The sequence below is a fragment of the Sphingomonas sp. J344 genome (genome assembly GCF_024700005.1).
In the GTDB taxonomy this organism is placed as follows: domain Bacteria; phylum Pseudomonadota; class Alphaproteobacteria; order Sphingomonadales; family Sphingomonadaceae; genus Sphingomonas.
The window spans coordinates 557,047-570,501 of sequence record NZ_JAJONB010000001.1; the positions used below are offsets into that span (position 1 = coordinate 557,047).

Below are 13,455 nucleotides of genomic sequence, written 5' to 3' on the forward strand. Positions count from 1 at the left end.
GCCGTTGCGAGGCGTAGGATCAGGAGCGAAAGGAAACGCCGATGTTCTGCGCCTTTGCCCTCGCTTTGTGCATGACCCCGCCGCCGATGCAACATGCCCGCCCCGACCCGATTATCGATATCGCCAAGGGCAAACCCGAAATGGCGGCCGCGATCCGAACCGCCCGCGAAGGTCTTCCCGATTTCTTCAAGCGCTATGCGGCACCAGGCCGGGGCGAGAGCTATTTCCTGGTCAAATACGACCTTGTGCCCGGAAAGGTCGACGAGTTCATCTGGGCGCGGGTCGTCGCGCGCGGCGATGGCGTCACCACCGCAATCCTCGTCAACAACCCGCGTGCGCCGGGGTATCGCCGGGGTCAGAGCGTGACGATCCCCGATGCGGCCGTGATCGACTGGAGCTATGTGCGCGACGGCAAGCGGGTCGAAGGCGCCTTCACCACCCGCGCGCTGCTGTCGATGGTCAGCCCGGCCGAAGCGGCCGCGCTGCGCAAATCTCACGGCTGGGACTGACCGCGCGTCAGCCCCGCCGCGACCAATGTCAGCCCGCCTGCGGCAATCGCCGCGATCCACAGCGCCGCGTCCGCCGCGCTCACCGCCGTCCGCGCGCCCAGCACCACGCCGACCGCAAACCCCAGCCACAGCATCAGATGCGGCACGAACGCCCAGCGGTCGGCATCGCCCATCAGCGCCCCCGCCAGCCGCTGCGCCATCCGCACCAGAGATCCGGTCATATACGACACGCCGATCGCCACCTCGCCATCGCGCGCGAACACGCCGTTCTCCATCCCCATCGCAGCCGCGACCAGCAGCAGCGGGAGCGGCCCCGGCAGCACCATCCACAGCGTCGCCGCCAGCGCCAGCGTGAGCGTCACCGCGCCCAGCACCGCGACCTTGCGCCGCTCGGCAAAGCGCCGCGCAATGATCGTCGCGATCATCACCCCCGCGACGAACGCCAGGATCAGCGCCGCCGCCAGCAATGCCGTCCCGTCCGCCAGCCCGATCCCGACGCCCAGCCGGGTGGAATTGCCGCTCATGAACGACACGAAATAGCCGCCCAGCCGAGTGAACGCGATCGCATCGACGAACCCGGCTAGCGCCGCCAGCGCGACGGCGAGCGCGATGAAGCGGGGGGCATAGTCCTTCATCCGCCGCATTCTCCACAGCAGTCCCGCCGCGCCAAGCCGAAAAGCGCATCGCCGATTGAACCGAATGCCGCTTCGGGCGCACCTAGTCCGCATGAACGGGGAAGCACATCGGGCGGACCGCGCCACCGACAGCTGGCTGGTCGTCGCGGCACAGGCGGGGGATCGGCGCGCGCTCGACCGGCTGGTCGCACGCTGGCACCGTCGGCTGGTCGCGCATGGCTGGCGCCTGACCGGCGACCGCGCGATGGCCGAGGAGGCAGTGCAGGCGGCGTGGATCGACATCTTGCGCGGCATCCGCAGCCTGCGCGACGAACGCGCCTTCCCCGCCTGGGCCTATCGCATCGTAACCCGCAAGACTGCCGGAGCCATCGGCGCGCGGGTCGCCGAGCGCGCCCTCGCGACCGAATTTGCGGATGCACCTGCCGCCGCAGCGCCCGATCCCGACGCCTCAGTCGAGGGCAGCGAACTGCGCCGCGAAGTCGCCGCGCTCCCGCCCGGCCACCGCGCCGCCGTCGCGCTCCATTATTTCGAGGGGCTGAGCATCGCCGAAACCGCGGTCGCGCTCGGCATCCCCGCCGGAACCGTCAAGACCCGCCTGATGCACGCCCGCGCCAGGCTGAAAACCCGATTGGAAGGAGAACCCCATGCGTGACCATGACATCGACGCCGCGATTGCGGCCGAAGAACGCGAATTGCTGCGCCAGATCGGCGAGGAGCCGGGCTATCTGACCCAGGTCGGCTCGCTGTTCGGCGGCAGCCTCGGCTGGACCAGCGCGGTGGTGCTCGTCGCCCAAACTCTGATGTTCTTCGCCGGAGTCTATGCCGCCTGGCAATTCTTCGCCGCGACCGAGACGCTGGAGGCGCTGCGCTGGGGTTTCCCCGCGATGACGCTGATCATCGTCGCGACGATCTTCAAGGCGGCGATGCTCCCCGTGCTGCACATCCAGCGCGTGCTGCGCACCCTCGCCCGGCTTGGGGTCGGCGCGGCGCGTTGACCCACGGGGCGCGGGGTGAGACAGGATAACCATGTCCCCCACCCCCCTCCCGCTCGGCACCGTCCTGCCCTGGCTCGACCTGTTCGGCATCGCGGTGTTCGCCGCGACCGGCGCGCTCGCCGCAACGGGCCGGGGGCAGACCTTCGTCACTGCCGCCTTTTTCGCGCTGGTCACCGGAGTCGGCGGCGGCACGATCCGCGACCTGTTGATTGGGGCACCCGTCTGGTGGGTTCACCACCCCTTCGTCGCCGCCCTGTGCCTTGGCGTCGCCGCGCTGATCTGGATCACCCCGCAGCGCTGGTGGCAGGGACAGGGTTTCGACTGGCTCGATGCCGCTGGGCTCGCCGCTTATGCGGTATTCGGCGCAGCCAAGGCATTGAGCTTCGGCATCCCGCCGGTCCCCGCGATGCTGATGGGGGTGCTCACCGCCTGCGCCGGGGGATCATCCGCGACGTGCTGGCGGGCGAGCCGTCGATCCTGATGCGCCCCGAACTGTACGTCACCGCCGCTGCGCTCGCCTCGGGGCTCCACGTCGCACTGACGCTCGCGGGGCTGCCGCTCTACGCCGCCGGGTTGCTTGCGGCGAGCGCGGGCTTTGCGCTGCGTGCGGCGGCGATCCGGTGGAAGCTGGCGCTCCCCGCCTATCGCGGCGGTCGCTGAGACTTGCGCACGGCGCGATGGTTTGAGACCATCGCGCCATGATCGAGGCGAGTCGCGGATACCAGTTCCTCGACCAGGGCGAGGATCGACGTCGGGAGGGCAATCCCGACGCCGCACGCCGCTGCTTCGCTGAGGCCATCGCCGCCTTCCACGCCGATTGCGATCTCTCCGGTGAGGCACGCGCGCTGACCCGTCAGGCCCAGATCGCGCGCGACGCGGGCGATCTCGACTGGGCGCAGCACGATCAGCAGGCGGCGATCGCCCTGCTCCGCCAGGCCGGCGACGGCCACGCCCTCGCCCATGCGCTGCGCCATGCCGGGGACATCTTCCTTGAAGCGGGCGATCAGGATCACGCCGCCGCCGCGCTCGCCGAAAGCTTCGTCCTCTACGAAGCCTCGCCCGACGTATCGCCGCTTGAGATCGCCAATGCGGTGCGCAGCGTCGCTCTGCTCGCCGAGGCGCTGGACGAACCCGAACAGGCCCTGATGATGTGGCAGGACGCGCGCGAACGCTATGCCGAGGCACTCGGGCCGGAGGGCAATCCGGGGGTGGCTGAGGCCGACGCGCATATCGCCGACCTCGCCTGATCGCCGCACCGGCTTTACGCGGGTCGAGCGGTCAGGGCGCGACCAGCCAGGCGACCGCTGACTCGCGCGTATCGAACATCGCGATATCGGGGCGAAGCTTTTGCAGCCGTGTCACCTGCATCCGCGCGGTTGCGGTGGTCACGACGAAGGCGATCTTGCGTGCCCAGATCTTGCGTACCGCCGGGTGATCCAGTGTCGCCAGCGTCCGGTCGATCGTCGCGGTCGGCATGCCGGGCACCGCGCTCATGTCATAGAGCGTCGCATGCTTGCCGATATCCGGCCCGAAAGTCTGGATGCCGGCCCGAAGCTCCTCGCCGGCCCAGGACGAATCTTCGGGGCCGAGCATCGAGAAGACGGTCAGGATGACCAGCTTGCGCTCGCGATCGACCTCCAGCCGGTAGGTATCCTCTCCCTGCATGAAGGCATTTTAGGAAAAGATGGCGGCCAAGTCATTTACTGCGGCGAAAATTATTAGCCCCGTACCACCCCGACTTCACTGAACGGCTTCGGCTCGACCGGGGGCATCGCACTGTCGTTCAACGCGCATTGCCAGATGCCAATGTCGATCCAGCGGCCCTGCTTGAAACCGATCTCGCGCAGCTGGCCGGCACGGCGAAAACCGACCTGCTCGTGCGTCTTGATCGAATTGTCGTTGGGCAGCGAGATCACCCCGATCGCCTGGGTAAAGCCTTGCGCGCGCAGCGTGTCGATCAGCGCCTCATAGAGCAGTCTACCCACGCCCTGCCCCTGCACCGCACCCGCGACATAGACCGATGTCTCGACAACATAGCGATAGGCGGCGCGCTCACGGAATTTGGTGGCATAAGCATAGCCCAGCACCCCGCGCCCCTCGCTGTTGGTCGCGACGATCCACGGATACAGCCCGTCCGACGCCTCCATCCGCCCGCGCATTGCGCGCGCATCAGGCGGGTCGAACTCGAAGCTCACCGTTCCGGTCAACACATAGGGCGCATAGATTGCGGCGATCGCCGCGGCGTCCCCCGGCTCTGCGGCGCGAAGCTGGATCTGTATCAAGTTACTCGCTTTCTCACAGGCCCAGCTTTGCGATCACCAGGTCAATCAGCCGCAGGTCCGCCCGTGCCGTACCGCTCGATGCGGGGCCATAGGCTCCGCACTCAAGGCACCGCGCCTGCATCGACGACGCGCCCGCCAGCCTTTTTGCGTCGCCCAGCGCCTGGGCCAGCACCGCGCGGCGATCCCCGGCGATCCGGGCATAGAGGTCGCCGCCGCTCTCGGGCGTCGCCTCGTCCTCCTCGTCGCTGTCGCCGCCCGACAAGAAGCCGGCGACTAACTGGCCGAACCAGTCGGGTTTCTTTTCCAGGAACACCGCATGGGTCTTGGCGGGATCGAGCTTGGCGCGCTTCGCCGCTTCGGCAATCGCCGCGTCGAGATTTCCGAACCGGTCGACCAGCCCAAGCTGGCGCGCGGTGCCGCCGTCCCACACGCGACCCTGGCCGATCTCATCGACCCGCGCGGTGGTCATTCTGCGCGACCCGGCGACGAGGCCGATGAAGCGGCGATACCCCTCCTCGATCCCCGATTGCAGCACGCGGTCAACCTCGGCGTTGGTGCCGGCGTAGAAGTCGGGCTGGCCGGTCAGCGGGGTGGTCTTCACCCCGTCTGACGTCACCCCGATCTTGGCCAGCGTATTCTCGAACGTCGGCAGGACGCCGAAAATGCCAATCGAACCCGTAATCGTGTTCGGTTCGGCAAAGATGACATCGGCCGGGGTCGAGACCCAGTAACCGCCACTCGCCGCCAGGCTGCCCATCGACACCACGATCGGCAGGCCCTGTGCCTTGGCCTGAAGGATCGCCTGACGAATCCGTTCGGAGGCCAGCACAGACCCACCCGGCGAATCGACGCGCACGACCAGCGCCTTCAGCTTTTTCTCGGCCAGTCCCTTCAACAGCAAATTGGCGATGGTGTCGCCCGCCGCGATGCCCGGCCCCGCCTTGCCATCGACAATCTCGCCGGCGACGGTGATGACGCCGATCGCGTCACCGGTCTTGGGTGCGGGATTGGTCTCCAGCCAGTTGGCGAGCTTGATCGTCTTGTAGCTGCCTGCGGGCTTGCCTGCATCGACGCCGGCAATCTCGGCAACGCGCTTGCCGAACGCCAGCCGGTCACCCAGCTTGTCGACCATACCCAATTGCTGGTTCATCTTGGCAAAATCGCCCTGCGCCGCCGCAACCGCTTCGGCCGGCGCGGTCAACAGCGGCGCGATCCGCGCCTTGGGCCGCGCCTTCTTCACCGCTTCCTGCCACTGCCCAAAGATAGCGCCGTACAGCGCCTCATTGGCCTCGCGCGCCTCGGGCGACTGCTGGGTCAGGATATAGGGCTCGACCGCCGACTTGAACTTGCCGACCTTGTAGACGTGCGTGGTGACGCCCAGCTTGTCGATCAGCCCCTTGTAATAGAGGCGCGATCCGCCGGGCCCACTGAACAGCGTGCCGCCCAGCGGATTGACCCAGATCTCGCTGGCGTTCGCGGCGAGTAGATAGCTCGAGTCGCTGTAGGCGGTGGCATAGGCCAGCACCGGCTTCTTCGCATCGCGCACCCGCCGGATCGCGTCGCCCACTTCCTCGATCGCGGCGGGATAGCCACCGCCGAACCGGTCGAGGTCGAGCACCACGACCTTGACCCGCGCATCGTCCTTGGCCGCGTCGAGCGCACGGACTAGGTCGCGCATGCGATGTTCGCGCGGAGCTTCGCCGCCGCCGATCCCGCCGAACGGGTCGGCCTCGGCCGGCTGTTCGACGATCGTGCCGTCGATCGCCAGCAGCAGCGCGCCGTCCTTGACCGCGCCCGGATTGGGCCGCGCGGACAACAGCATGAACAGCGCCGCGAAGAAGAACAGCATGAACAACAGGACCAGTGCGTCCTTGATGCCGACGAGCAGCTTCCATGCGCCGCGTACCAGTTTCACGTCTGAAAATCTCCGAAATGCCCCGCACCGATTGACGCACAGGTAAAGCTATGGGGCAAGGAATAATGGCACTGTGTTAACAGCGCAATACAGATGGCGAATATCTCGCAAAGCACCGGTCACCGACAAATTGAGTTAATGGGGCACCGACCCCGTTGACGACCGGTATGGCTGCGCCCATATCGCCGCTGCTGGCACTCGCTTCAGGTGAGTGCCAGCAACTTCAACCAACGTTCAGGAGAGCTCCATGAACTTTCGTCCGCTGCACGACCGCGTGCTCGTCCGCCGCGTCGAGGCAGAAGCCAAGACCGCCGGTGGCATCATCATCCCCGACACCGCCCAGGAAAAGCCGCAGGAAGGCGAAGTCGTCGCCGCCGGTTCGGGTGCGAAGAACGAAAAGGGTGAAGTCACCCCGCTCGACGTCAAGGCCGGCGACCGCATCCTGTTCGGCAAATGGTCGGGCACCGAGGTCAAGGTCAATGGCGAAGACCTGCTGATCATGAAGGAAAGCGACATCCTCGGGATCGTCGGCTGAACCTTCGCCAGTTCACGTTAGTCATCTTCCAGATTTTGAAAGGGTTTCCATCATGGCAGCCAAGGACGTAAAATTCAGCCGCGACGCGCGTGAGCGCATCCTGCGCGGCGTCGACATCCTCGCCGACGCGGTGAAGGTCACGCTGGGGCCGAAGGGCCGCAACGTCGTGATCGACAAGAGCTTCGGCGCCCCGCGCATCACCAAGGACGGCGTCAGCGTCGCCAAGGAAATCGAACTCAAGGACAAGTTCGAGAATATGGGCGCGCAGATGGTCCGCGAGGTCGCCTCGAAGACCAACGACGTCGCCGGCGACGGCACCACCACCGCCACCGTGCTCGCCCAGGCGATCGTGCGTGAGGGCATGAAGTCGGTCGCGGCCGGCATGAACCCGATGGACCTGAAGCGCGGCATCGACCTTGCCGTGACCAAGGTTGTCGCGGACCTGCAGTCGCGTTCGAAGCCGGTTTCCGGCTCGAGCGAGATCGCCCAGGTCGGCATCATCTCGGCCAATGGCGACCGTGAAGTCGGCGAGAAGATCGCCGAGGCCATGGAAAAGGTCGGCAAGGAAGGCGTGATCACGGTCGAAGAGGCCAAGGGTCTCGAATTCGAGCTGGACGTCGTCGAAGGCATGCAGTTCGACCGCGGCTACCTCTCGCCCTACTTCATCACCAACCCGGAGAAGATGGCGGTCGAGCTCAACGACCCGTACATCCTGATCCACGAGAAGAAGCTGTCGAACCTCCAGTCGATGCTTCCGATCCTCGAGGCGGTCGTGCAGTCGGGTCGCCCGCTCCTGATCATCGCCGAGGACATCGAGGGTGAGGCGCTCGCCACGCTGGTCGTCAACAAGCTGCGCGGCGGCCTGAAGGTCGCAGCGGTCAAGGCTCCGGGCTTCGGCGATCGTCGCAAGGCGATGCTGGAAGACATCGCGATCCTGACCAAGGGCGAAGTGATCAGCGAAGACCTGGGCATCAAGCTCGAGTCGGTCACGCTGGGCATGCTCGGCACCGCCAAGCGCGTGTCGATCGACAAGGACAACACCACCATCGTCGACGGTGCGGGTGAAGCCGATGCGATCAAGGGCCGCACCGACGCGATCCGTCAGCAGATCGAAGTCACGACTTCGGACTATGACCGCGAGAAGCTCCAGGAGCGTCTGGCGAAGCTGGCCGGCGGCGTCGCCGTCATCAAGGTCGGCGGCGCTTCGGAAGTCGAAGTGAAGGAGCGCAAGGACCGCGTCGACGACGCGCTGCACGCAACCCGCGCAGCCGTCGAAGAAGGCATCGTCCCCGGTGGTGGCACCGCGCTGCTGTACGCGACCAAGGCGCTCGACGGTCTGACCGGCGTCAACGAGGACCAGACCCGCGGCATCGACATCGTCCGCAAGTCGCTGACCTCGCTGGTTCGCCAGATCGCGGCGAATGCCGGCCATGACGGCGCGGTCGTGTCGGGCAAGCTGCTCGACCAGTCGGATACGTCGTTCGGCTTCAACGCCGCGACCGACGTGTATGAGAACCTGGTCACCGCCGGCGTGATCGACCCGACCAAGGTCGTCCGCACCGCGCTGCAGAACGCGGCCTCGGTCGCCGGCCTGCTCATCACCACCGAAGCGGCGGTGAGCGAGCTGCCGGAAGACAAGCCCGCCATGCCCATGGGCGGCGGCGGCATGGGCGGCATGGGCGGCATGGATTTCTGATCGAGAACGGCCTGAGCCAAGCACGCTTGGCTCAGGACTCGTTCCGATCCGGACGGCGGGTCGGCTTCGCCGAACCCGTCCGACGCCCCGGCTTTGCCGGCGCGGGATCCAGAAGCCCGGCAACCACACCGGACAAAAAAGGGCCGGGGAGGCGACTCCCCGGCCCTTTTCGTTACGCAACGCTACCCGTTACTCACCGCATCCCGAGCAATCGGAATGCCGCAATCGCCTGATCCATCGTCTCACGCTCGCCCGGAGCCTCATCGCTCGGCGGCGGCGCGCTGACCATGATGCTGCCCACGCTGTAGCGCGGCAGCTTCGCCCGCTTCTCCTTGGGCAGGCTTGCCGCCACCGGCAGCCGTCGCCCGAAATCGCTGGGCAGTGCGTGGCGGTGATATCCGCTGCGCCACACGACGCGATATTTGCTCGGCACCGTCCGCCACGGCCCGTCGGCGCGCATCATGTCGCGGCCGCAGCGGGTGCAGCGGGTGAAGAAATATCCCTCGTTCCAGATCTCGTCGCCCGGCTGATGGCCGGTCAGGTGACAGCGCGCCATGGCCCCCACCCTCGCTTACTGAAGCTTGGTTGCGGAGTGGACCAGTGCGACCAGGTGCGGATCGTCGGACTTCATCGCATCCTCGATCGACCAGATTTCGAAGGTCTCTCCGGTACCGACGAACAGCGCGACATTGGCGATGCCGGCGACCGCGCGTGCCCAGCTCGGCAGTTTCACGAATTCGTTGGGCCGCCAGAATTCCTCGCAGAACCCGAACAGGCGGCGCGACGGGGCGGGCGGCGGCGGAACGGCGCGGCGCGCGGCGCTCTCCGCATTTTCAGTCTGCTGGTCGTCGCAGTTCATCGTCAGTTGCTGCCACCACTGGACGCTCGATCCGACCAGGCAGTTCTGCGACCCGTGCAGGCCAAGAAAGATGCTCGGCCCGTCACTGGTCACGTTGCGGCGGACAAACGAGGGAAGGCGCACCAGGCCATTGGCCTTCACCGGAACAATGCAGTGACCGGCATAGGGAACGAAACCACCCATCGGACGGGGCCGCGACGGGCGGGCCGGAGGGGCCGGGGCGAAGCGACCATCGGTCGGGGCGAACAGGCTGCGGCCGTTTCCGGACGCTGCAGGCCAGGGGGCGATCCTTCCGCCGCGCGGGGCAATTTGAACGCTTTCGAACGCTACATTACGCATGACCATCTCCGTACCCGACTCACGGTCTCAACAAGCACCTTTTCCCTCGATTCATGGTTAATTTGCGATATCGGGATTCTACGATCAGAGAATCTACAACTCGTAAAATGACGATTCGACGCGCAGTCGCCATAATATTCTCTATGAAAATATTTTAGCCATCTCGGGAATTATGTATTATAGTGCAATGACTATACATAGATATACACAGCCTGTGCTTTGCGATTCTAAATTTATCCTTAAAAACATCTATAAAATTCTTGGGCACCAAAGAGACGCATCAACGCGAGCGATTCTCATCTTGATGGCTGGCAAATGAAGGAATCATCGCAACTCCGCGAGTCGCGGCGGTCGACATTGGGAAAATACGGAGCCGCAGGACCGTCCGATCCGGGCAGATTTCCGGGTCGGAAACGAAAGTAATTTCTCCCGATTGCGCGCCCCGCCTGCGACGCATCACAGGGGAATCGCGGTCGCTCAAAGACATGCCGCAGCTTGGGGAAATTTAACGCTTCGGCGTTAGGCCATGCGCGTGATCCAGGGTCAGCAGGAACGGCAATGAACGCGGTAACCGCTATTGACGCAGCAAGCGCTCGCGCGCCTGCGCGCACTGCGCCCCGCGCCGGGCGCGCGACGGCGCGGGTCGAGATACTGCCGCTCGGCACACCCGGCCCCACGCTCGCTGCGGATTGGGATGCCCTCGTCGCCGACGCCGCCGAGGCCGATGTGTTCGCCGAGCGCTGGTTTGCCGAGGCCAGCCGAACCCTCTCGCCTGCCGGTGTCCGCCAGTTCCTTGTCCGTCGCGGCGATCAGCTGATCGCGCTGATGCCCATCGTCGCCGCGAGCCGCTATGGCCACATCCCCATGCGCCACAGCGAGAATTGGGCCCACTACCACCGCTTTCTCGGCGCTCCGCTTCTCCGCCGCGGGGATGAAGTCGAGGCGTGGACCGCAATTCTGGGCGCGCTCGACGCCGACCGCGATGCGGGTGCGCTGCTCCATATCAGCGGAATGGTCGAGGGCGGCCCCGCGCATCGCGGGCTGATCGAAGCCGCGCGACAGCTGGGTCGGCCCTGCGACACGGTTCATCGGATCGAGCGCGCGATGCTGTCGAGCACGCTGTCGCCCGAGGACTATTACGCGGCCACGGTGCGGAAAAAGAAGCGCAAGGAACTGGCGCGGTTGCGCACCCGACTGATGGAGCAGGGCAAGGTCGAAACTCGTCGCCTCGCTCCCGATGCGCCGGTGCAGCCATGGATCGACGCCTTCCTCGCGCTCGAACGCGCCGGATGGAAGGGTGAGGCCGGCTCCGCGCTTGCATGCACCCCGGAGACCGCAAGCTTCTTCAACGAGGTCGTCGGCGGCGCGCATCGGGCGGGCAAGCTCGACATGCTGCGCATCGATCTCGATGGAGCGCCGGTCGCGATGCTGGTCAATCTGCTCGCCGCGCCCGGTGCCTTCTCGTTCAAGACCGCGTTCGACGAACGGCTGTCACGCTTCTCGCCCGGGGTGCTGATCCAGATCGAGAATCTTCAGCTGCTGGCGCGCGGCGATACTGGCTGGATCGACAGCTGCGCGGTCGAGAACCACCCGATGATCAACAGCCTGTGGGGCGAACGCCGCGCGATCGTCCGGGTCTCGGTGCCGCTCGCGGGCGCGCGCCGGCGCGCGATGTTCACCGCAGCGCGCGGGCTGGAGAAGGCCGCCGCGAGCCTGCGCCGACTCCGCACCCCGCACCCTGCCCCCGTCGTGGAGAGCGACACATGACGACCCCGATCTTCGACGCCGAAGCGCGCTCCGCCTTTTCCGCCCTCTATCCCGAGCGGTCGGGCGTGTTCGGCCATCAGCTGTGCGGTCACGAGTTGTTCGAACTCGATGCGCTGGTCGCGCTGTCGCAGCGCATCCGCCCGGTCGATGTCGAACAGAATCTCGCCAACATTCCGGTCGGGATCGACCCGTCCGACCTCAAGTCCAACGGGCTGTCGGTCGAGGAGTCGATCCGCTCGATCGAGGAAAATGGCTCATGGATGGTGCTGAAATTCGTCGATCAGGACCCGCTCTACCGCAACCTGCTCGACACCGTCCTAGACGAAATCGAGCCGCTGGTCGCGCGCAGCACCGGCGCGATGCTCAAGCGCGAGGCGTTCATCTTCGTCTCCTCGCCCGGCGCGGTCACACCCTTCCATATCGACCCGGAGCACAACATCCTGATGCAGCTGCGCGGGGAGAAGGTGATGACCGTCTTCCCGGCCGCAGATCCTGAACTGGTGCCCGGCGCGCTGCAGGAGGCGTTCCATGAGGGCGGACATCGCAACCTGCCGTTCCGCGACAGCTTCGCCGCCAAGGGCACGCCACTGCGCCTGACGCCGGGCGATGCGCTGTACGTGCCGGTCAAGGCACCGCACTGGGTGCAGAATGGCGACGCGATGTCGATCTCGCTGTCGGTCACCTGGCGCTCCGAATGGAGCTATCGCGAGGCGGACGCGCATGCACTAAACCGCCTGCTGCGCAAGGCTGGGCTCGACCCGGCAATGCCCGCACGTTTTCCGAGCCAGAACCATCTCAAGTCGGTCGCCTGGCGCGGCATCCAGAAGGCGCGACGCATGACGGGCCACGCCGAATGACCGCGCATTTCCCGCTGATCGAGGCCGCATCGGCGCGGGTTGAGGCACGCATCCTCGACTCGCTTGACGCACTGCGCATCGATGCGGCGGGAATGCTCGACCGCCCGTTTCAGTGCGGCCAATATGATCGGATCGACTGGCTGGCGCTGACCGCCCGGCACCTCTGGCCCGACGCGCCGCTCGCCGTCGCGTCAGCGCGGCAGGGACCGCATGCGCTGTGGCTCCCGCTGCGGGATATCGGCACGGGCCGGGCGCGCGGCTTTGCCAGTTGGTACACACTCGCCTTCGCACCCATCGCGACCCCGGGCTGTCCGGCGGGGGTCCGCGCGACGCTGCTCGCCGCGCTGGTCGGTGAAGTCGCCAGGCGCTTCGGCGCGCTGACGCTGTGGCCGCTGGAACCCGATGTCGCGGCGCAGTTGCAGGCCGCGTTCCGCAGCGCCGGCTGGGTCGCAATCGACCGGGTCGAGGCGGCACACTGGGTCGCCCATACCGGGGGGCTTGATTTCGACGCCTATTGGGCACGTCGCGGCTCGAAGCTGCGCAACACCGTCCGCCGTCGTGCCAGGAACAGCCCCGTCGAGACGATGATCTTCGACGGCTTCGATGCCGAGGCGTGGGCGGCCTATGAGGCGGTCTATGCCGGAAGCTGGAAACCGAACGAGGGCTCGCCCGCCTTTGTCCGCGCCTTTGCCGAACAGGAGGGCGCGGCGGGCACGTTGCGACTCGGCATTGCGCTGCGCGACGGCCAGCCGGTCGCCGCCCAATTCTGGACGGTCGAAAATGGCGTTGCGACCATTCACAAGCTTGCACATCTGGAGAGTGAACGCGCCCATTCGCCCGGCACCCTGCTGTCCCATGCAATGTTCCGCCACGTCCTGAACCACGACCGCCCCGACCTGATCGACTATGGCAATGGCGACGAGGGCTATAAGGCCGAATGGATGGATGAACGCCGTGCGCGATACCGACTGCGGCTGTTCAACCCGCGCAGCCTGAGCGGGCTGTCGGCGGCAGCGTTGACGGGCGCCCAGACGCTGCTGCGTCGCTTCGGTCGCTGACATACTGG

General features: G+C 66.3%; 15 protein-coding genes and 1 pseudogene. 10 read left to right on the forward strand and 6 right to left on the reverse strand.

What is annotated here, in order from left to right; genetic code table 11:
- Positions 1–41: 41 nt before the first annotated feature.
- Complete coding sequence (locus LRS12_RS02755; RefSeq protein ID WP_257843206.1) at positions 42–509, forward strand: DUF2314 domain-containing protein; 468 nt, start codon at positions 42–44, stop codon at positions 507–509.
- On the opposite strand, the gene LRS12_RS02760 is transcribed toward LRS12_RS02755, so the two are convergent.
- Entirely contained in the window at positions 494–1,144 is a 651-nt protein-coding gene (locus LRS12_RS02760) for a YoaK family protein (protein WP_257843208.1), read from the reverse strand. The two genes, LRS12_RS02755 and LRS12_RS02760, sit on opposite strands and share 16 nt — an antisense overlap.
- Positions 1,145–1,235: 91 nt before the next feature.
- On the opposite strand from LRS12_RS02760, the gene LRS12_RS02765 reads away from it, so the two are divergent.
- From LRS12_RS02765 to LRS12_RS02780, 4 genes and pseudogenes are all read left to right on the forward strand, one after another.
- On the forward strand, positions 1,236–1,796 hold the full coding sequence (locus tag LRS12_RS02765) for an RNA polymerase sigma factor (RefSeq protein WP_257843209.1): 561 nt from the start codon (positions 1,236–1,238) through the stop codon (positions 1,794–1,796).
- A complete protein-coding gene (locus LRS12_RS02770; RefSeq protein WP_257843210.1) occupies positions 1,789–2,139 on the forward strand; it encodes a DUF6768 family protein in 351 nt (116 codons plus the stop codon). The genes LRS12_RS02765 and LRS12_RS02770 overlap by 8 nt, the downstream gene beginning before the upstream one ends.
- 31 nt (positions 2,140–2,170) lie before the next feature.
- Positions 2,171–2,799 (forward strand): annotated as a pseudogene (locus tag LRS12_RS02775) (trimeric intracellular cation channel family protein).
- A gap of 38 nt (positions 2,800–2,837) precedes the next feature.
- Positions 2,838–3,386: a hypothetical protein gene (locus LRS12_RS02780; RefSeq protein WP_257843212.1), complete on the forward strand. Its 549-nt coding sequence runs from the start codon at positions 2,838–2,840 to the stop codon at positions 3,384–3,386.
- Between the two features lie 31 nt (positions 3,387–3,417).
- Here the strand turns inward: LRS12_RS02780 and LRS12_RS02785 are convergent, their stop codons facing one another.
- From LRS12_RS02785 to sppA, 3 genes are read right to left on the reverse strand one after another with little or no spacing between them, the layout of a single operon-like run.
- Positions 3,418–3,804, reverse strand: coding sequence for a hypothetical protein (locus LRS12_RS02785; RefSeq protein WP_257843214.1), 387 nt, complete (start codon positions 3,802–3,804; stop codon positions 3,418–3,420).
- 53 nt (positions 3,805–3,857) lie between these two features.
- Positions 3,858–4,421: a GNAT family N-acetyltransferase gene (locus LRS12_RS02790; protein ID WP_257843215.1), complete on the reverse strand. Its 564-nt coding sequence runs from the start codon at positions 4,419–4,421 to the stop codon at positions 3,858–3,860.
- A 13-nt stretch (positions 4,422–4,434) separates the two neighbouring features.
- A complete protein-coding gene (gene sppA, locus LRS12_RS02795) occupies positions 4,435–6,336 on the reverse strand; it encodes a signal peptide peptidase SppA (RefSeq protein ID WP_257843216.1) in 1,902 nt (633 codons plus the stop codon).
- Positions 6,337–6,583: 247 nt separating this feature from the next.
- On the opposite strand from sppA, the gene groES reads away from it, so the two are divergent.
- Together groES and groL are read left to right on the forward strand one after the other, a co-directional pair.
- Entirely contained in the window at positions 6,584–6,871 is a 288-nt protein-coding gene (groES, locus tag LRS12_RS02800) for a co-chaperone GroES (protein WP_066660780.1), read from the forward strand.
- A gap of 52 nt (positions 6,872–6,923) precedes the next feature.
- Positions 6,924–8,567, forward strand: coding sequence for a chaperonin GroEL (groL, locus tag LRS12_RS02805; RefSeq protein WP_257843217.1), 1,644 nt, complete (start codon positions 6,924–6,926; stop codon positions 8,565–8,567).
- 193 nt (positions 8,568–8,760) lie between these two features.
- On the opposite strand, the gene LRS12_RS02810 is transcribed toward groL, so the two are convergent.
- On the reverse strand, positions 8,761–9,123 hold the full coding sequence (locus LRS12_RS02810) for a hypothetical protein (protein WP_257843219.1): 363 nt from the start codon (positions 9,121–9,123) through the stop codon (positions 8,761–8,763).
- Between the two features lie 15 nt (positions 9,124–9,138).
- A complete protein-coding gene (locus LRS12_RS02815; protein ID WP_257843220.1) occupies positions 9,139–9,765 on the reverse strand; it encodes a hypothetical protein in 627 nt (208 codons plus the stop codon).
- Between the two features lie 558 nt (positions 9,766–10,323).
- On the opposite strand from LRS12_RS02815, the gene LRS12_RS02820 reads away from it, so the two are divergent.
- Genes LRS12_RS02820 through LRS12_RS02830 form a run of 3 tightly spaced genes read left to right on the forward strand, consistent with a single transcriptional unit; the run spans position 10,324 to position 13,447 of the window.
- A complete protein-coding gene (locus tag LRS12_RS02820) occupies positions 10,324–11,532 on the forward strand; it encodes a GNAT family N-acetyltransferase (protein WP_257843221.1) in 1,209 nt (402 codons plus the stop codon).
- Positions 11,529–12,389 (forward strand): cupin-like domain-containing protein, encoded by an 861-nt coding sequence (locus LRS12_RS02825; RefSeq protein WP_257843222.1) that lies wholly within the window; start codon positions 11,529–11,531, stop codon positions 12,387–12,389. The genes LRS12_RS02820 and LRS12_RS02825 overlap by 4 nt, the downstream gene beginning before the upstream one ends.
- Positions 12,386–13,447 carry a GNAT family N-acetyltransferase gene (locus tag LRS12_RS02830; protein ID WP_257843223.1) on the forward strand — a complete coding sequence of 354 codons (1,062 nt, stop codon included), beginning with the start codon at positions 12,386–12,388 and terminating at the stop codon, positions 13,445–13,447. Before LRS12_RS02825 ends, LRS12_RS02830 begins: the two co-directional genes overlap by 4 nt.
- Positions 13,448–13,455: the final 8 nt, after the last annotated feature.

Coding starts and splice junctions, on each gene's coding strand:
- LRS12_RS02755 (WP_257843206.1), top strand. CDS start 42: ATGTTCTGCGCCTTTGCCCTCGCTTTGTGCATGACCCCGCCGCCGATG.
- LRS12_RS02760 (WP_257843208.1), bottom strand. CDS start 1,144: ATGAAGGACTATGCCCCCCGCTTCATCGCGCTCGCCGTCGCGCTGGCG.
- LRS12_RS02765 (WP_257843209.1), top strand. CDS start 1,236: ATGAACGGGGAAGCACATCGGGCGGACCGCGCCACCGACAGCTGGCTG.
- LRS12_RS02770 (WP_257843210.1), top strand. CDS start 1,789: ATGCGTGACCATGACATCGACGCCGCGATTGCGGCCGAAGAACGCGAA.
- LRS12_RS02780 (WP_257843212.1), top strand. CDS start 2,838: ATGATCGAGGCGAGTCGCGGATACCAGTTCCTCGACCAGGGCGAGGAT.
- LRS12_RS02785 (WP_257843214.1), bottom strand. CDS start 3,804: ATGCAGGGAGAGGATACCTACCGGCTGGAGGTCGATCGCGAGCGCAAG.
- groES (WP_066660780.1), top strand. CDS start 6,584: ATGAACTTTCGTCCGCTGCACGACCGCGTGCTCGTCCGCCGCGTCGAG.
- groL (WP_257843217.1), top strand. CDS start 6,924: ATGGCAGCCAAGGACGTAAAATTCAGCCGCGACGCGCGTGAGCGCATC.
- LRS12_RS02810 (WP_257843219.1), bottom strand. CDS start 9,123: ATGGCGCGCTGTCACCTGACCGGCCATCAGCCGGGCGACGAGATCTGG.
- LRS12_RS02815 (WP_257843220.1), bottom strand. CDS start 9,765: ATGCGTAATGTAGCGTTCGAAAGCGTTCAAATTGCCCCGCGCGGCGGA.
- LRS12_RS02820 (WP_257843221.1), top strand. CDS start 10,324: ATGAACGCGGTAACCGCTATTGACGCAGCAAGCGCTCGCGCGCCTGCG.
- LRS12_RS02825 (WP_257843222.1), top strand. CDS start 11,529: ATGACGACCCCGATCTTCGACGCCGAAGCGCGCTCCGCCTTTTCCGCC.
- LRS12_RS02830 (WP_257843223.1), top strand. CDS start 12,386: ATGACCGCGCATTTCCCGCTGATCGAGGCCGCATCGGCGCGGGTTGAG.